This window comes from Streptomyces sp. NPDC007264, from assembly GCF_042869095.1.
Lineage (GTDB): Bacteria > Actinomycetota > Actinomycetes > Streptomycetales > Streptomycetaceae > Streptomyces.
The window spans coordinates 37,821-54,849 of sequence record NZ_JBIAFD010000003.1 but is presented as its reverse complement, the minus strand read 5'-3'; the positions used below and the strand labels follow the sequence as shown (position 1 = coordinate 54,849).

Here is a 17,029-nt window from a genome sequence, read left to right as displayed (position 1 = left end):
GCCATCATCCCGCCATGCTGTACGACGCCTTGGTGGCCGAATCCCGCAGGAACGACTCGCTCGACGTCGTGAGGTCCGCCGCGCTCGCCCGCACCCGCTGGCTCGTCGACCTGTTGGAACGTCAGCGCACCGAGTTCCGAGAGTCCATGGGGCCCGAGTACCGGCGATTCGAGGCGGCCGGCGCGGTGACCCGGACCGAGATCGAGGAGCGGCTCGCGGCCTGCGCGGACGAGGAGGGCAGGGCCGCGGTCCTGTGCCTCATGCTGGCCGCCTGCCTCGACGGCGCGAGCTTGTGGCAGTACGACACGGAGATCGGCTCCCTCGTCTCACGGGTGCGGGGCTGGACGCCCGACGAGGTCGCGGTGATGCTGCTCCGCGCCACCGAATACCACATGGACCACTGGTTCGCCGATTCGCTGAGGCTCGTGCTGAACGCCGCCGAACAGCTCGACACCGACGGCCGCCGCGCGGCCATGCCCTGGCTGCGGCACGCCCACACGGAGGTCATGGACACCACGGTCGACGCCCGCTCGCGGACGTTGCTCACCCAGCGCCTGCGCGCGCTGCTCGCAAGCGTGGACCAGGCGCACATCCCCGAGGGGCTGATCCCCGCCGGGGCTCGCTGGGCATTCCCGCTGAGCGACCGTGCGAGGACCTCGCCGACGCCGGAACTTGCCGCGTTCATCAGGCACTTGGCGAGCCTGTCCAGCCCGCGCCCCTCGCAGAAGTGGCGGCGGACCTGCCTCGAACTCACGGACGCGGCATCGGCGCGGGACCTCGTGGCCGACGTCCTGCGGGCGCTGGCCGAGGACGCTCCGCCGGGCAGCAGCGAAAGCGGCGCACACACCGGCCGGCTCCACGCCGATCATCACTACCACTACCACTACCTCGTCCACCCGAACGACGGGGACCTGGCGCGCGGCGTCGTCTGGGCCGCGACGCTCACCGGCGGACCGGCCGTCGTGCGGCACCTCGAAGCGCTCGCTCTGCGGACCGGCGGCCCGGGAACCGGCATGATGGAGGACCTCAAACTCGCGGGCGCGGCGATCAACGCGCTGGCCGAGTCCGGTGATCCGGCGTCTCTGGAATCACTGTGGCGGTTGCGGTCCCGGATCAAGCACCGGGCTCTGCGCAAGCAGCTCGACACCGCACTGGTGACGGCCGCCGGGAAGCAGGGCATCACGGCGGAGCAGCTCATCGAGCGCAGTGTGCCGGACCACGGCCTGGCGCCGGGCGGCTCGCTGGAACGGGAGTTGGGCGGACATCGGGTACGAGTGGCGATCGAGGACGCGACAACCGTACGGCTCACCTTCACCCACCCCGACGGGACGACGTCCCGCACGGCTCCGGCGGCAGTGAAGGACGGCTTCCCGGACGAGCTACAGCAGTTGAAGGCCCTGGCCAAGGAGGTGCGGGGGACGCTGTCGGGCGAGCGGGCCCGGGTTGAGGCGCTGATGTCGGCCGGGCGCGAGTGGCCGTACGACGAGTGGTGCCGCTTCTACCGCGACCACCCGGTGACCGGGGTTCTCGTCCGCGGCCTGATCTGGGAGTTCCGGGACGCCGAGGGCGCCGAGGGTGCCGAGGGCACCGACGCCGAGGGCGCCGACGCCGAGTGGCGTGCGGTGGCGCCGACGGCCGAGCCGCCCGGTCGGCCCGAGCGCGTCCGGCTGTGGCACCCGATCCGGGCGTCGCCGGACGACATCAGGGCGTGGCGGGAGCGGCTCGTCACCGAGCGCCTGCGGCAGCCGTTCAAACAGGCGTTCCGGGAGATCTACCTGCTGACCCCGGCCGAGGAGGAGACCGGCGTCTACTCCAACCGGTTCGCCGCCCACATCGTCCACTACCGGCAGCTCTATGCGCTGTTCAAGGAACGCGGCTGGCAGGCCAACTTCCTCGGCCGGTACGACGGCGGCTACGACGGGGAGGCCCGGGCCGAGTTCGGCGACGGCGAGTGGCGGGTCTGCTTCCACCACGAGCCCGCCGCGGGCGACGACGGCGGCGGCTACGCGCCCGAGCACGCCGCGACGGACCAGGTCCGCTTCGAACGGCGGGACGGCCGGCGCTGGCGGGAGGTTCCACTGGCGGAGGTACCCCGGCTGGTGTTCAGCGAGGCGATGCGCGACGTGGACCTCTTCGTGGGCGTGACCTCGATCGCCGCCGATCCCGACTGGACCGACCGGGGAGAGGACCGCTATGCCGGGTACTGGCGGACGGCCACATTCGGTGCGCTGACGGCGAGCGCCGAGGTCCGCCGCGAGGCGCTGGAGCGGATCCTGCCGCGCCTGAAGATAGCCGACCGGTGCACGCTCGACGGCCGCTTCCTGACCGTCCGCGGCGACCTGCGCACGTACAGGATCCACCTGGGCTCGGCCAACATCCTGATGGAGCCCGACGACTCCTACCTGTGCATCGTCCCGGCCCGCGGCAGGGGCGACGGCAAGGTCTTCCTGCCGTTCGAGGACGAACGGCTCTCCCTGATCCTCAGCAAGGCATTCCTGCTGGCCGCCGACATGAAGATCACCGACAGGACGGTCCTCCGCCAGATCAAGAGGGATGCCTGATGCACCTCGCCGCCCGGCTGATGCGCGCGCTGACCGACCCGGACTTCACACTCGAGGACAAGAACGAGGACGAGGACGAGGACAAGCGCCCAGACCTGTCGCAGGTCTCCGACGAGGAACTCGGCAGTCTGCTCGTGGCAGCCCACCGGGTGGGCGCGTCGGCCACGCACACGATGACCATGGTCCGCTTCGCGGTCGAGGACGCGGTCGGAGAACGGCAGCCGCGTTATACGCCCGAAGCGTGCCGCCGGTTGTTCGACACTCTGGCCGAGAGGTGCGAGCAGCACGGCTGGGCTGACCTCACCCTGGGTCTCGGTGCGCTGGAGCACTGCACGGGGCCGCTGCCCGACGTGTCCGGACCGGCCCGCACCCTGGTCGGGTTCTGGCTGGGGAAGGAGACCGTGCGTCAGCCGTACGCGCTGCTCGCGGTCGCCGGGCTGGCAGGCGAGGGGACACTGCGCGCGGCCGTGGAGCGCCTCGCCCGTGATGTGGGCCCCATCGTCGCGGACGAGATCGCCGTCATCGCCGGCCTCACCCCGGCCGAACAGGCGCTGCTGTCCGAGACCGACCGGGAGCACAGGCTCGCCTCGCCGCTCGCGCACGCCTGGCACAGGTCGGCCGACACCCCCGCCTATGCGGCGTTCGCCCGCCGCGCGCTGGCGGCAGCCGCCGACCGCACTGACGCGATCCGCGCGGGCGAGATCCCCTACCGTGCGGACAAGGCGTTCACGGACCGGGAGATCACCTCGCTGGGACGGGCTCTGCGGGTGGCGCTGCTGCGCGACGAGCCCTGGCTGCCCGAGCTGTTCGAGCGGCTGCTGCCCGGCGTCGCCCTCGCCCCGACGGCGGCGAAGACGCTTCCCTCGCAGGCCCTGCTGTACGAGGTGGTCCGCGCCGCACAGGACTTCCCGACACCCGAACTGGCGACCGCGATCCGCACCGTGCGCCGCACCGTCCGGCACGCCGGGGTACCCAAGCAGCTCGACAAGATGCTCAAGAAGGTCGACGCGGCCCTCGCCGAGCGCACCGACGTGGCGCTACGGCTGCCGAGACTGGACTTCGACACGGCAACCGTCGGCGGCTTTGCCGCGGGCGGCGTCCTGCGCAGGACGGCCGGCGACCACCAGGCCGTCGTCGTGGTCACCGAGACCGCCACGCTGACGTGGGAGAAGGACGGCCGCCCGGTGCGCGGCGTCCCGGCTCAGGTCCGCCGCGACCACGCCGCCCTGATCAAGGAGCTGCGCGACCTGGTGAAGCGGGTGAACGCTCAACTCATCACGTTCATGCGCGCGTTGGAGGGCGGCTTCACCGTCGACGCCGTCCACCCGTACGGCTGGTGGCGCACCGAGCTCGCCGGGCACCCCCTCGCCCGGACCCTCGTACGCCGGCTGATCTGGGAGATCGAGGTCGCCCCCGGCCAGTGGCGCGCCGTACTGCCCGAGACGGACGAACACCTTCCCGACGCGCCCCAGGACGCCTCCGTACGGCTGTGGCATCCCATCCGCTCCGAGCCGGACACCGTGCGGGCATGGCGGGATCTGCTCGTCGAGCGGCGGATCCGGCAGCCGTTCAAGCAGGCGTTCCGCGAGATCTACCTCCTCACCCCGGCCGAGGAGCAGACCCGCGTCCACTCCAACCGCTTCGCCGCGCATCTCGTCCACTACCGCACGATGTTCGCCCTGTTCCGAGCGCGGGGATGGAAGAGCGGCCGACTCGGCCCCTGGGACGGCGGAGACGGCGCGGAGGCCGAGCGCACCCTGGCGGCGGGGGAGTGGCGGGTCCGCTTCTTCCACAGCTGGGCCGACTGGGCGGGCGACGACGAACTGGCCTCGACCGATCAGGTGCGCTTCGACCGCCGGGTGGCGGGCACCTGGCGCGAGGCACCGCTCACGGACGTGCCTCCACTGGTGTTCAGCGAGGCGATGCGCGACGTGGACCTCTTCGTGGGCGTGACCTCGATCGCCGCCGATCCCGACCGGACCGACGGCGGCCTCCGGCGCACCTACTGGGAGCGAGCGGGGTTCGCCGACCTGACCGAGAGCGCCGAGGCGCGCCGCGACGTGCTGGAGCGGATCCTGCCGCGCCTGAGGATCGCCGACCGGTGCACGCTCGACGGCCGTTTCCTGCTGGTCCGCGGCGATCTGCGCACATACAAGATCCACCTGGGTTCGGCCAACATCCTGATGGAACCGGACGACAGCTACCTGTGCATCGTCCCGTCACGGCGCCCGGGCGACGCCAAGGTCTTCCTGCCGTTCGAGGACGACCGCCTCTCCCTCATCCTCAGCAAGGCGTTCCTGCTGGCCGCCGACACCGAGATCACCGACGAGTCCCTTCACCTGCAGATCAAGCGAGGTGCCTGATGGCCACCGTGACGTTCCGGGACGAGACCGCGACGGGCAAGCCGGTCACCGAGTGGGAAGTCGCCGACCTGCCGGCCCGGATGACGGTACGGGAGCTGATCAGGCTCCGCGTCCGCGAGGAGGTCGCCCGGCACAACGCCCGCCCGACCGTCCGCTTCGACGGCCTCGTCCGCCCCCACGACGCCGAGACGGAGCTGAACGGCCACCGCCTCCGCGAACCCCGCAGCATCGACTGGGAACGCCAGGCCGAGATCGCCGAGCGCGCCTTCCTGGCCAACGGGTTCTTCGTGCTGGCCGGCGATCGCCAGGTCGAGGAACTCGACGAAGTCGTGGATCTCACGGCCGATTCCCACCTGGTCTTCATCAAGCTCGTCGCCCTTGTCGGCGGCTGAGCCCCCGGCCTTGCAGAGCCACTGCCCCGTCGCCGGGGTGCCCGAGCGCACGAATCGCGCGAGCAAGGGCCGGTCGTGCCGGACCGGCTGGCTGTGACCTGCGGGAATCTCTGGTTGGACACATGAGCCCACGCTGGCACCCGTGGCACCCGAAGCAAGCTATCATCTAAGTAAGATTCGATCTACGTAATATCGAAACTGTGTTTGAGTCGAGAGGGGTCGCCCATGGATTTCAAAGGGAGGGCGGCTGACCTGGACCTGCTGGCTCGACAGCTGGACCTGGTGATCGAGGGCGCGGGCGCCACCCGAGGGCGGGCCGTGATCATGACCGGGCGGCGCCGTGTGGGGAAGTCTCGCCTGGTCCAGGAGTTCTGTGACCGGTCCCGGGTTCCGTACGTGGTCTTCCAGGCGACCCGGGGCCGCAACGCCGTGGCCGAGCGGGCGGACTTCGCCGGGGCACTCGCCCAGTCCGCCCTGCCGGGGGCGGAGCTGGTGGCCGGGCTGCAGGCCGCGGACTGGAATCAGGCGCTGCGCTCACTGGCCGTCGCGGTCCCGGACGACACCCCGAGCATCGCGGTGATCGACGAGGTGCCGTGGCTGGTGGAGCAGGACGCGGAGTTCGAGGGGGCCCTGCAGACCGTCTGGGACCGTCACCTGTCCGCCAAGCCGGTCCTGCTCATCCTGGTCGGCAGCGACATGTCGGTGATGGAGGCGCTGCAGTCGTACGGACGCCCGTTCTTCGGTCGGGCGGCGAAGATGACCGTACGGCCGCTGCACCTGGGCGATGTGCAGGCCATGACCGGGCTGGACGCGGCGGACGCGGTGGACGCGCTGCTGATCACGGGAGGCTTTCCGGAAATCGTCCAGTCGTGGCGGCCGGGGGTGGGCCGTGCGGACTTCCTGCGCGAGGCGGTGGCGAATCCGCTGTCTCCGCTGCTGGTGGCGGGCGAGCTGTCGCTGCTGGGGGAGTTCCCCGAGGCGTCGCACTCGCGGGCGGTGCTGGAGGCGGTGGGCAGCGGCGAGCGGACCTTCTCCACCATCGCGGCACAGGCCGGGGGAACGGGTGCGCTGCCGTCGGGCACGCTGTCCCCGCTGCTGAACACCCTGCAGGCCAAGCGGGTTCTGGCGGCCGACCTGCCGCTGTCCGCGAAGGCCGACACCAAGAACAAGCGCTACCGCATCGCGGATCCGTATCTCCGGTTCTGGCTGGCCTTCCTGCAGCGGGGCATCCCGCTCATCGAGCGCGGCCGGGGCGATCTCGCCCTGGAGCGCATCGAGCGGTCCTGGACCGCCTGGCGGGGACGTGCGGTCGAGCCGCTCGTCCGTGAGTCGCTGCTGCGGCTGCTGCCCGACGAGCGATGGCCGGAGACAGAGGCGGTCGGCGGCTGGTGGAACCGGCAGAACAACCCCGAGATCGACCTGGTCGGCACCGACCGGCAACCCGCGGCGGGCGCGGTGCACTTCGTGGGCTCCATCAAGTGGCTGGAGTCCCAGCCGTTCGGCCGGCGCGAATACGACGCCCTGGCTCGGGACGTGCTCGCAGTGCCCGGTGCCGGGCGGGGCACCCCGCTGGTCGCGGTGTCCCGCAGCGGTGTCGCTGGCAGCCTGCCGCTCGCGGCCCACTGGGGACCTGAAGACCTGGTCCGCGCCTGGCAGTAGCGGAGAGACGGTGAGGGACGGGGCAGGTCCCGCAGACAGGGAAGGGGGTGTTGCCGGAGACTGTGGCGGTCGTGACCACCGCCGGAGGAAGTGGCGGTCGTCGTCGGGCCGAAGGGCACGGGCGCTGCCGTCGGTGATGAGGCTCGCGTCAAAAAGCCTCGACGACGAACCCGGGGCCTCGTGGGTCGGCTGTGGACCGGCGGTCGAAGTGCCGACCAATTGCACCTGCACCTCCTTACAGCCATAGGCTGGCGGACTGTCACGTGCACAACCCGGAGCAGGCGGAAACCATGGGCAGTCTCACCGAGGCCAACCTCAGGGCACTGGCCGGTGCCCGTTCCTACGAGCGAGCGCTCGGGTACCTGGATGCGGTGTCCGGCGTCGAGGTGGGTGACGGCTGGGTCACCGCGAGCGTTCACGGCACGGAGCGGTACGAGGTCGAGCTGACCCTGGACGGGCCCGGCGGCCTGGCCGGCACCTGCGACTGTCCGTACGGCCTGGAGGGCAACTTCTGCAAGCATCTGGTCGCCCTCGGCCTGAGCATGCTCGCCCAGCGGGAGAGCCTGCCGCGGCAGCGGAAGGCGGCCCGGGAGCGTGCGCAGGACCTCGACCGGTGGCTGTCCGCCCTGTCCAAGGACGAGTTGCTCGCTCTGCTGCGGGAACAGATCGACGAGGACCGGCAGGTGCGGCGGCGCCTGGAACTGCGGGCCGCAAGCGTCCGCGGGGACCTCGCCACGCTCCGGTCCGGCATCCGCGACCTGTTCGACGTCAGCTCTTTCGCGCAGTACGGGTACGTCGAGTACGCAGATGCCCGCGCCTACGCCGACCAGGCCGGGCAGGCGGTGTCCTCGATCAGGGCGCTGACCGGCTCGGGCCGGGCCGCTGATGCGATCACGCTGGCGCGGGAGGCGATGCGGCTGCTGGCCGAGGCGGTGGAGAGCGTCGACGACTCGGACGGCCGGCTCGGCCGGATCGGGGCGGGCCTTGCCGCAGCCCACCTCGACGCGTGCCGCGCAGCACGCCCCGAACCCGAGGAACTCGCGCGCTGGCTGGCCGGCCATGCACTCGGCGACCTCGACGACGGCCTGACCGACATCGACCCCCTCGACTACGAGGATGTCCTCGGAGAAGAGGGAATGGCCGCCCTGCGGAAGCTGGCGGTGGAGGCATGGCGGGGCAACCGTCGCGGCTGGGCGCAGAAGTACCTGATGGAGCGACTGGCCAAGGCGGGCGGCGACGTCGACGCGCTGATCGCCGTGCACGCGGCCGACCTCGCGCCGAACGGCCACACGCATCTGGTCATCGCCCGCGAACTGGACACCGCCCAACGCCCCGGAGAGGCCCTGCGCTGGGCGGAACGCGGCATCCGGGACACCCAGGACCTCGCCGCCGTCGACACCGCTCTCGTCGACCACCTCTGCGACCGCTACACCCAGGCGGACCGTCTGACGGACGCCCTCACCGTGCGCCGCGACCACTTCCGCGCCCGCCGCACCCTGCTCACCTATCAGCAACTGCGCGCCGCCGCGCAGGCCGCGGACTGCTGGCCGGCCGAGCGCGAGGCGGCCCTTGCCCTGCTGCGGGCCGACGCGGAGCGGCGGCAACAGGGCTGGTACGGCGGCCCGGTACTGATCGACGCCCTGCTCGACGACAAGGACGCCGACGCCGCCTGGCAGGCCGCCACGCATACCGGCGCCCACGACCGGCAGTGGGTCACGCTCGCCGACCAGGTGCGGGCCGACCGTCCCGCCGACGCGCTCGGCGTCTACCTCCGCCTGGCCGAGCCACTGCTCAAGCAGACCGGCAACACGGTCTACGAGGAACTCGTCGCCCTGCTGCTGAGCATCCGCGACTGCCACCGTCGCCTGGGAACGCCGGACGAGTTCACCGCATACGTCACGGCCCTGCGCACTGCCCAGAAACGCAAGCGGAACCTGATGCGCCTCATGAACGAACACGGCCTGTGAGGCCATGGGCGACGAACTCGACAACTCGGTGTACGGCTCCTGCTTCACGAGCCGCCGGACCCGCACGGCAGCCTGCACCCGCAACCCCTCGGCCTGTTGCCGCCGGCCACCGCGGAGCACCTGGCGGAGTCACCGAGGTCGGCGCGGGCTTCCCGCTCATGGAACCTTGACGCCCGAGGCGGCGCCGATGCCGGCGCAACTGATCGCGCGGCTTCGCGGCAGCGATGAAGGCGGACACCGTCTGCACGAGAACCGCGGCGTGGCGTAAGCCGACGGGCGCCAGAACACGACCGTGCCCGGTCTCGTCGATCAGGCCCCGGTGTGGGACGGCCCCGTCTGTCCGCTGGACCCGGACTGGACCCGCTTCGCATCGGTGTCACCGACCCGGATCCCACCGTGACCGATCAAACCATCCTCGGTCGACACCAGCCCGAGCTCCTCACCCCCGAACGCCTGGGCGACGAAGTCGAGGAAAGCCCTCGCGCCGTCGGTGACGACCGAGGGCACCACGGTGGTGCAGCCCACCGGCGCGGCGCTGGTCTGCTCGGGCATCGCGGTCCTTTCGCTATGGGCCACCGCTGTGCGTCAGTCTGCTGAAGTATCCTTCCCGCCACCGCAGACCGACCGGAAGGACCAAGAGAATTGACGGGCCTGCCCACTTTCCCGCTGCCCTTTCACGCCTCCCGTTCCATATCGTTCGCGACCCCCCGAACGCTGCGGGAACTTCAGATGATGCAGTGCAGCGCCCACATCCGGGCGAAGCCGGGGTGGTTCGACAAGATGAACGACGCCGACATCGTCGCCAGGTGGACGCAAGAAGCGGTCGCCCAGGGCCTCACCGAAGCACAGGTTCGTTACGTGCTTGCCGAACTCGCGCATTACGCCGCGCTGCGAGACGGGCCAACCGGCATCGAGGTGTCCGCCGTCGACGGGGTGTGGCAGTCGGACGCACTGGTCGACGACAAGCTCAGATCCCGACTGCGCAAGGCGGTTCGGGTCCTGGAGCAGGTCCCCGAAGCAGAGCAGGACTGGCATCCCGGATCCGACGGCCAGGTACTGGATCTGGTTCATCCCTCACTGTTCTGCCTGGTGAGAGAGGTGAGCGGTGCTCCCGAGCGGGCTTGGCAGAACCCGACGGACCGCTACTCGAGGTACGAATTCTCGGAGAAGTTCCAGTGGCTGCCCACGGACATCGACGTCAGTGACGACGGCGATGTCGCCTTCCGTTCGTACGTCAACAACGTCCACCCCGAGACGCATCGCGAACTGGCCTCCGTCCTGCCGGCCTTGTTCGCACGCTTGCGCCCACTGCTGGAGAACGTGCTCACCGATTTGCGCCATCCGCGGCCCCTGCGGATCGAGGCCGATCCTTACGGGTGGTACGACTCGGAGCCGGAGTATCCGGACAAGTCCTCCTACAGTGACGACGGGGCCTACCGAGAAGCCGTCCGTGCATGGGAAGAGGCCCAGGACGACTGGTGGGAAAACCGCCGCCCGGTCATCCCGGACGCCCCGGCTTTCACCCCGCCCGAGTTGCCTGACGAATCCGCCCGAGTCGACCTGCACGGTCGCCGTCTCCAGGTCATCGTCAAGCTCGCCACCATTCATCTCACCCCGGACAAGCCCGAGTATCCCGGTGGTTCCTGGCATGTCGAGGGCATGTTGAACGAGCGGATCGTCTCGACCGGCATCTACTACTGGGACAGCGAGAACATCACCGAAAGTCGGCTCAGCTTCCGGGCGGCACTCGACGACCCGCACTACGAACAGAACGACGACAACGGTCTGCGTGAGGTCTACGGACTGGAGAACGAGGACGCGCTGAACCAGATGCTGGGATCGGTATCGACCCCAGCGGGCCGCTGCCTGGCGTTTCCGAACGTCCTGCAACACCGCGTCGGCTCGTTCCGCCTCATGGACCACAACCGCCCGGGATATCGCAAAATTCTCGCGTTCTTCCTGGTCGACCCGTCGGAAAAGATCGTCTCGACATCCGACGTGCCACCGCAACAACCATGGTCCGACACCTCGACCATGACGCTTGAACAGGCCAAGAACTACCGCGAACAACTCATGCAGGAACGCAAGTTCTTCGTCGACGAACACAACGAGCAGCTCTACGAACGAGAATTCTCCCTCTGTGAGCACTGAATCTCTATCCTGAATACGTGCAGTCAGGAGGGTGTGGACAGCCTGGACGATGGTGCCGATGCGGCGAGTGGAGCATCTGGCCCGCTGGATCAGTCGCCAGGTTCTCAGCTGCGCGAAGGCACGTTCTCCCGGACCTCGCAGCCGGGCGTGATCACGGTTGAACTCCTGGTAGTGCTCGGGCTGGTGGCGGTGGCGGTGGCGTGAACGGTGGCGTCGGCTCCCTGATGGGCCCGGTCCGCGCGCACGAGGACCTGCCGGGTCAGGCACGCCTGGACGATGCCGTGGCTCGTGCTGTGGTCAGGTCGTGGGCGCGCCCCTGTCAATCCCCTCCGAACGTGGGGACCTGTGATCATGCGCGTAGGCAGTTAGCCCTCCAGCTTGCATGGGCCGGAGGGCTTCGCTGTATCTCGGCCGTGTGTCGTCGGCCGTTGGTTGCTGGCTGCACCTGCCGCGTCGTCTCTCGTCTCGCTGCCGGACGGTTACCTCAGGGGTTCCGTCCGGTTCGCGCTCTACGCCTGGACCGACGGGCTGGCGACCCTCGCGGTATGGGGGTTTTCGAGGAGAAACCGCGGCGGCTGGGTGGTGGCCATTCTCGCTGCCCGTACTGCGGGCTACTGCAGGATCAGGCGGCGACGCTCGAGCAGGACTGGGTGCTGCTGGAGCCGGACATGCATCCGCTGGCTCACACGGTGCCGGCGGCGCACCGGTGGATCGAGCTCTCCGACGGACGGGTGACGGTCTACGGGGTGTGTCCGCCGGATCAGTTCCAACGGTGCCGCATTGAGCACCGTCTCGCCTGCCCAGCACAGCCTCTACCGGATCTGTGGCGGTGGTTGACGTCCCTGCGAGAGGAGAACGCGCGGCGAGCAAAGCGGCAGAACGACCCAGAGCCGCCTCGGCCTCCTGAGGAATGGCCGGACGCCAGCTGATGGACACCTCGGAAACCCCAAGGCTGACCAGGGAAGATGTCCCACAATCCTGTCCGCGGACCCTGTCTTAGGGCCGCTCATCGCTGCACACGCCTGCCCACACGCGAAGACTCCGGCCTCAGCGTTTCCACTGGTGACGGGGTCTTTGGCACCTCATACAGGGTGCCCCCGGCGGGGGACTCGGAGCATGGGGGCGGGCGGAACCGCCGGCCGGCGGCGGGCAGCTGGTGATCCAGGCCGTGGTCCGGCTGAACCGGTAGAGCGTTGGCGCGCGGTCGCGCGTTGGCAGGGCTCGCGCGTGTACGCGGAACGCCGGGGCAGGGCGCCTCATCGCCGCCGTGTCACCCGCGGCCGCGCGGCGGGGTGGCATTGCCGTCGTCCACTGCCTGCTTCAGGTGCCCGGGCGAGCTGCTGGAAGGTGGACCATGCCTCGGGGTCGGTTCCGTCTCCCAGGAGGTAGTGGAGAGTGGGGCGGGTCGGGGGACCGAGGCGTCCGGGGTGGGGCCGGCGGGCCGGTGCTCGGCGTGGGCCTGCCCCGCAGATCGCCATCGCGCGAGGCGATCAACCGGCTCCGGCCGTGCCGATTGCGGCCACTGATTCGGAGAAAGCCTGCCGCCTGTCGAACGCATCCCGGTGGTACCAGATCACCGTCGGCTCCCCGGCCGGCGGAATCCACAGCAGCGGGTCTGGATACTCCTCGGCCAGCACTACCCCGTAGCCAGGAAAATCACCCACAAAACCGGCTACCAGCTCACTGAGGTACTCCTGCGTGTCCTCATCATCCTCGATCTCGTCCATGATCGATTCAAGGCAGACCCACCTCAGGACTGCCTGCATCGGCTCGACCACGAGAACACCGTGATTGTCCGCGATGATCGCATTGCTGCGAGAACCGCGCAGTGGGTAGTAATTGTCGAAGGCAGCCCAAAGGCGTAGGCAATCCGGGGCGGGTCTGCCGTTGGGAAGAGAGAGGCGGGCGGCGTGCGGGTGCGGCGCAAGCGGGTCCGCGCAGTACGACTCTGGCGCCGTCCGCAGCCGCGCCAAGCACCACCCAACGACATCGTCAATTGCAGTCATCGCCGCAATTTCTTGCTGCGCGCTCATTGCGCCTTCCAGGATCCGTGACTTGTCCACCGGGAAGCCGATCTGGTGAAGGTAGGCGATTGCCGCGTCCAGTTCCGTTTGCTGCCCGACGGTGATCTCGCCGCCCAGGAGATCGTCGTCACCTATGTTGATGGCATCGAATCCCGGAACTGCTTCGAGGTGATCCCGCTGGGTGAGCAGAGCAAGTTCTCTCCACTGTCTGACAGTCTCTGCAGTGGGGAATTCAAGTCGCATGTGGAAATAAATCCCGCTCACGGGATCTCCGTCTCCGTGATTGCCGTTCGATCGGCGCATGCCGATGCATTTCCTTGAGGAGTCCGGTATGCCAGGGCTCTTCGGAAGCCGCGGACAGGATCTAACTGTCGGGCCAGTCGAGATCCTGGATTTCCATCCCCTCAAGACCGAGCCCGGTATGGGTCGCATGTTCTTGCATTCGGCTGCCGTACTCGGGGTGCTCTGTGAGCGAGGTGTAATCCCCGAACTTCAGGTCGATTACCCCGGCGAGATCGGCGAGGTAGACATCGAGTCCTGGGTACATTACGGCTACATATGGCAGATCGTCGGTATCGGTTACCAGTACTGGATATTCACCGGTTGAGTCCGGCTTTCCTGTGTACAGCAGTCGTCGGGAATCACAGCCGCCCACGAGCGGGAAGCAACGCTCGGGCAGGAGCACCTCGAAGCTGGCGAACATATCCGCCCATACATAGTCCTGCTCGGCGAACCCGTACATCTGTGCCGTGACGGCTCCCAGCAGCTCGCCGTCCAGCACGGGATTTTCCGCGTTCTCGAGCCAACCGAGGGTCACCCGCTCGATCACCCGATCAATCAGCTGGACGCCGTGCATCTCTACGTTCATGCCCCGGAGCATCGCATGCGGTACTGACAGCTGCCGGCGCCTTCTCTACTCATTTGATCGTTCTCCTGGCGGCCCGCGCACCGTACGGGTGGACGTCACGGACACCGCCGGCAAGCGGGCGCCCGTTCTGCGGTCGTCCGCCCCCGAAGGGGAGGGCCCGCCGAATCGGGCAGGGGGCTGCTGCTCGTCGCGGGGCTCGCGGACGACTGGGGTTGGTACCCGTATCCCGGCGGACCGGGCAAGACGGTGTGGGCCGCGTACGTCGCGAGGAGCGCAGGCGTGCCCGATCCCTTGCCCCGGGACTGAAGCGGCCAGGCACAGGCCCAGGCCTGTGGTGGGTGCCGCGTGGTCGGCAGACGGGACGCGGTGCTGTCACTCGCCCTCGTAGAGGCGGTTCAGGTCGACCAGTTGGACGGCCGGGTCGCGGTCCGCGATGCCGCGCAGGTCGTCGGTGAAGCCGGCGCCGCTGAAGCAGAGCAGGCGGGTCCGGTCGGAGGCGGTGGTGCCGGTGGCGCGGGAGGCCAGCAGGTGCCGGATGCGCCGGAGGCGTTCCAGGTGGGCGAGGCCCATCGTGTCGTTCCACTTGGCCTCGCCGATGGCGAGGAGCGCCTCGTGGCCGTTCGTCTCGTGTTCGGCCTGGCCGAAGACGGCGACGTCGACCTCGTGACTGGTCCTGGCCGACGGGTCGTTGACGGTTCCGGCGGCGACACGTGAGGGATGGCCGTCGTACGTCTCGGGTGCGGCGTGCCAGCGGGCCCACTCGCGGCACAGGGTCTCGAAGTGCGGCCCGAGGACCTTGCTGCGGAAGGTGGGCTGGGCGCGCCGCCAGACGGCGGCGGCGCGGCCGGGGCGTTCGAGGTCGCCCCAGTGCGGTCGCATGACGGCGTGGTAGAAGGCGATGAGTGGTTCGGCGATCCGGTAGGCGGAGCGGTTGCGGCGGAAGGCGTCGGGTTCGTGGCGGATCAGGCCGACGTCCTCGAGTACGTGCAGGGGATGGGCGAGATCCGTCGATTTGCGGCCCAGGTAGTCGGCGATTCCGCCGCGGGACGTGTTGCCGGCGGTGATGGCGGCCAGTACCGCGTGGTAGAGGGCGGTGTCGTGGAGTTCGGGCTCCTCGGCGAGGAGGTAACGGGCCTCACGGAACAGGGGGCGGCCCGGGTTGAGGACGGCACGCACCACCCAGTCGTCGAAGTCCTCGGGGCCGGAGGGCGTGTCGCCCTGGGTGAACTCCCGGCGGTAGGCAGGGGTGCCGCCGACGACGGCGTGGGTGAGGGCGGCGGTGCGTGGATCCGTGATGTCCCAGAAGCGGGCCGCGAGCCGGTACTCCAGGGTGGGCACGACCAGTTCCAGCCCGGCGCGCCCGCGCAGCGGCGCGTCACCGGCGAGGAGCCTGCCCATGAACGACAGGGCCGACCCGCACAGCAGGAGCCGTACCGGAGTGTTTCCGCGCCGCGCGGCGGGATCCAGGGCGCGCTGGACGATGGACGGCAGGGACGGCGAGGCCTTGGCGAGGAAGGGGAACTCGTCGATGACGGCGACGGTCGGCCCGTCCGTGGCGATGCGCATCAGCCGTGCGATCGCCTCGTCCCAGTGCTCGAAGCGGAACGGGACGCTCTCGCCGCAGTGGGCCGCCAGCGCGTGACCGAACTGGCGCAGGGCGTCGGCCTCGGTGGTCTCGGTGGCGGTGAACATGAAGCCGCCGGAAGCCCTGGTGAGGGCGTCCAGGAGGAAGGTCTTGCCCTGCCGCCTCCGCCCGGACACGACACCGAGGGTCGCTTCGGGGCCCGAGTAGCGGGCGTACCTGGTCAGCTCGGTCCACTCGAAGTGCCGGTCGAACATCTCGGCAGGCTTGTCCACGACCGCTCCTCACCAGCTGTGAATAGGTCGACTTATTATAGATGAACTTATACAAGGATGCCGCTCGGTGCCGAGGGCCGTCCCGGGCGGTGATGCCCGGTGCCCGGGCCGCCGTCGGCCGGCTGCGGCCGTGCCGGGCGTCGGCCGCCCGGCCGCGGCCGGTACTTGTGACCGTTTCCGGCCCCGCTCCGCCGAGCCGCACAGCACGATCCGGCCGCCGGGTCTTTCGCGGGACTGCGACCGGTCATACAGCAACTGCAGGAAACCGGGGATCTCCGGGGAGTGCTGCAGCAGATACGGCGGTCCCGCCTGGTCCTCGGCGGCGCCTTGGAAGCCGCCTGGCAGGCCCTCGCCGGCGAACTCCCCACCGGCTGGGGCATCGCCGAACCGGCCAACCTGCCGTGGTCGCGACGCCACCTCACCGATCTGGCGTACGAGCGCGCGCCCCGGGCGACCTGGACCGTCGTCGGCTCGGCCGACCGGGTCGCCCTCGCCACCCTGCGTGTGCTGCGCACGCCGGACGGAGTCGAGGAGGACGTCACCCTCGCCGTCGGCTTCCGTGACGGCGAGAAGCCGCCGGTGTCCGCTGTCGCGGACCTGGCCGCCGAACTCACCACGCGGCACGGCCTGAGCACCCTGCTCGCGCACCTGCGCGAGGCCCGCGCGGACCTCACCGCGCCGCCGCGCTTCGAACGGCCACCCGTGCCGTTCGGCTTTGCCTTGGGCCCCGCCGAAGTCGCCGAGGCGGGCACCGACGTCGCCGCCCGCCCGCGGCTCCCCGCCACCCCGGTACGGCTCGGCTCCGCGGCCAAGCCTGGCTACTACCACCCGCTGGGAGACGGCGAGTCGGCAGAGGGCTGGACCGCCTTCGAGACGCTGCTGAGGCACCTGCGGGGCGCCCCGTAAGGGCCCGGCCGTAGACGCCTGGTCACAGTCTCGCCTCGGCCGACGGTGCCAGCTGCCCTGGACTCTGGTCCCACCCGGGGAGCGGACACCCCACACGAGGAGTTCGCTCCGATCCCATGCGGGCGGCATGCAGGCCCGCCCCGGCTGCGCCGACATCTCAGGTACGACGGTTGTCCTGTCCTGCACTGCCGGTACCTATGGAGCAGGTCGGCAGGCGGCCGCAGGTTCGAGTTCTGGGCGGGGGACTCGGAGCATGGGGGCGGACGGAACCGCTGGCCGGC

General features: G+C 69.8%; 12 protein-coding genes and 2 pseudogenes. 8 read left to right on the top strand and 6 right to left on the bottom strand.

Annotated features, from left to right (window positions below; translation table 11 throughout):
• Nucleotides 1–14: 14 nt before the first annotated feature.
• From ACFYMU_RS05325 to ACFYMU_RS05305, 5 genes are all read left to right on the top strand, one after another.
• Entirely contained in the window at nt 15–2,561 is a 2,547-nt protein-coding gene (locus tag ACFYMU_RS05325) for a DUF4132 domain-containing protein (protein ID WP_388368112.1), read from the top strand.
• Entirely contained in the window at nt 2,561–4,924 is a 2,364-nt protein-coding gene (locus ACFYMU_RS05320) for a DUF4132 domain-containing protein (RefSeq protein ID WP_388368111.1), read from the top strand. The genes ACFYMU_RS05325 and ACFYMU_RS05320 overlap by 1 nt, the downstream gene beginning before the upstream one ends.
• On the top strand, nt 4,924–5,316 hold the full coding sequence (locus ACFYMU_RS05315) for a hypothetical protein (RefSeq protein ID WP_388368107.1): 393 nt from the start codon (nt 4,924–4,926) through the stop codon (nt 5,314–5,316). The genes ACFYMU_RS05320 and ACFYMU_RS05315 overlap by 1 nt, the downstream gene beginning before the upstream one ends.
• Before the next feature lie 225 nt (nt 5,317–5,541).
• Nucleotides 5,542–6,975, top strand: coding sequence for an ATP-binding protein (locus ACFYMU_RS05310; RefSeq protein ID WP_388368105.1), 1,434 nt, complete (start codon nt 5,542–5,544; stop codon nt 6,973–6,975).
• A gap of 290 nt (nt 6,976–7,265) precedes the next feature.
• Nucleotides 7,266–8,942 (top strand): SWIM zinc finger domain-containing protein, encoded by a 1,677-nt coding sequence (locus ACFYMU_RS05305; protein WP_388368103.1) that lies wholly within the window; start codon nt 7,266–7,268, stop codon nt 8,940–8,942.
• 372 nt (nt 8,943–9,314) lie between these two features.
• On the opposite strand, the pseudogene ACFYMU_RS05300 reads toward ACFYMU_RS05305, so the two are convergent.
• A pseudogene (locus ACFYMU_RS05300) lies at nt 9,315–9,494 on the bottom strand (VOC family protein); the annotation flags it as partial.
• 90 nt (nt 9,495–9,584) lie between these two features.
• Between ACFYMU_RS05300 and ACFYMU_RS05295 the strand changes: the two are divergent.
• Nucleotides 9,585–11,093: a DUF4246 domain-containing protein gene (locus tag ACFYMU_RS05295; protein WP_388368100.1), complete on the top strand. Its 1,509-nt coding sequence runs from the start codon at nt 9,585–9,587 to the stop codon at nt 11,091–11,093.
• A 4-nt stretch (nt 11,094–11,097) separates the two neighbouring features.
• On the opposite strand, the pseudogene ACFYMU_RS05290 reads toward ACFYMU_RS05295, so the two are convergent.
• Nucleotides 11,098–11,409, bottom strand: a pseudogene (locus ACFYMU_RS05290) (transposase family protein); the annotation flags it as partial.
• 229 nt (nt 11,410–11,638) lie between these two features.
• Here ACFYMU_RS05290 and ACFYMU_RS05285 point away from each other — a divergent pair.
• Nucleotides 11,639–12,022, top strand: coding sequence for a DUF6083 domain-containing protein (locus ACFYMU_RS05285; RefSeq protein WP_388368097.1), 384 nt, complete (start codon nt 11,639–11,641; stop codon nt 12,020–12,022).
• 327 nt (nt 12,023–12,349) lie between these two features.
• Here the strand turns inward: ACFYMU_RS05285 and ACFYMU_RS05280 are convergent, their stop codons facing one another.
• The 4 genes from ACFYMU_RS05280 to ACFYMU_RS05265 form a co-directional block, all read right to left on the bottom strand.
• Nucleotides 12,350–12,571, bottom strand: coding sequence for a DUF6177 family protein (locus ACFYMU_RS05280; protein WP_388368094.1), 222 nt, complete (start codon nt 12,569–12,571; stop codon nt 12,350–12,352).
• 12 nt (nt 12,572–12,583) lie between these two features.
• Entirely contained in the window at nt 12,584–13,381 is a 798-nt protein-coding gene (locus ACFYMU_RS05275) for a hypothetical protein (protein ID WP_388368091.1), read from the bottom strand.
• A gap of 100 nt (nt 13,382–13,481) precedes the next feature.
• Nucleotides 13,482–13,985, bottom strand: coding sequence for a hypothetical protein (locus ACFYMU_RS05270; protein WP_388368088.1), 504 nt, complete (start codon nt 13,983–13,985; stop codon nt 13,482–13,484).
• A 372-nt stretch (nt 13,986–14,357) separates the two neighbouring features.
• The gene (locus ACFYMU_RS05265) at nt 14,358–15,842 is read right to left on the bottom strand and encodes an ATP-binding protein (RefSeq protein ID WP_388368085.1); all 1,485 of its coding nucleotides are present in this window, start codon (nt 15,840–15,842) and stop codon (nt 14,358–14,360) included.
• Nucleotides 15,843–16,124: 282 nt separating this feature from the next.
• On the opposite strand from ACFYMU_RS05265, the gene ACFYMU_RS05260 reads away from it, so the two are divergent.
• Nucleotides 16,125–16,748, top strand: coding sequence for a DUF6177 family protein (locus tag ACFYMU_RS05260; RefSeq protein ID WP_388368082.1), 624 nt, complete (start codon nt 16,125–16,127; stop codon nt 16,746–16,748).
• The last annotated feature ends 281 nt before the right edge of the window (nt 16,749–17,029 follow it).

Excerpts from the sequence above, each read along its gene's own strand:
- ACFYMU_RS05285 (WP_388368097.1), top strand. The coding sequence starts at position 11,639 with ATGGGGGTTTTCGAGGAGAAACCGCGGCGGCTGGGTGGTGGCCATTCT.
- ACFYMU_RS05280 (WP_388368094.1), bottom strand. The coding sequence starts at position 12,571 with ATGGCGATCTGCGGGGCAGGCCCACGCCGAGCACCGGCCCGCCGGCCC.
- ACFYMU_RS05325 (WP_388368112.1), top strand. The coding sequence starts at position 15 with ATGCTGTACGACGCCTTGGTGGCCGAATCCCGCAGGAACGACTCGCTC.
- ACFYMU_RS05270 (WP_388368088.1), bottom strand. The coding sequence starts at position 13,985 with ATGAACGTAGAGATGCACGGCGTCCAGCTGATTGATCGGGTGATCGAG.
- ACFYMU_RS05315 (WP_388368107.1), top strand. The coding sequence starts at position 4,924 with ATGGCCACCGTGACGTTCCGGGACGAGACCGCGACGGGCAAGCCGGTC.
- ACFYMU_RS05310 (WP_388368105.1), top strand. The coding sequence starts at position 5,542 with ATGGATTTCAAAGGGAGGGCGGCTGACCTGGACCTGCTGGCTCGACAG.
- ACFYMU_RS05320 (WP_388368111.1), top strand. The coding sequence starts at position 2,561 with ATGCACCTCGCCGCCCGGCTGATGCGCGCGCTGACCGACCCGGACTTC.
- ACFYMU_RS05305 (WP_388368103.1), top strand. The coding sequence starts at position 7,266 with ATGGGCAGTCTCACCGAGGCCAACCTCAGGGCACTGGCCGGTGCCCGT.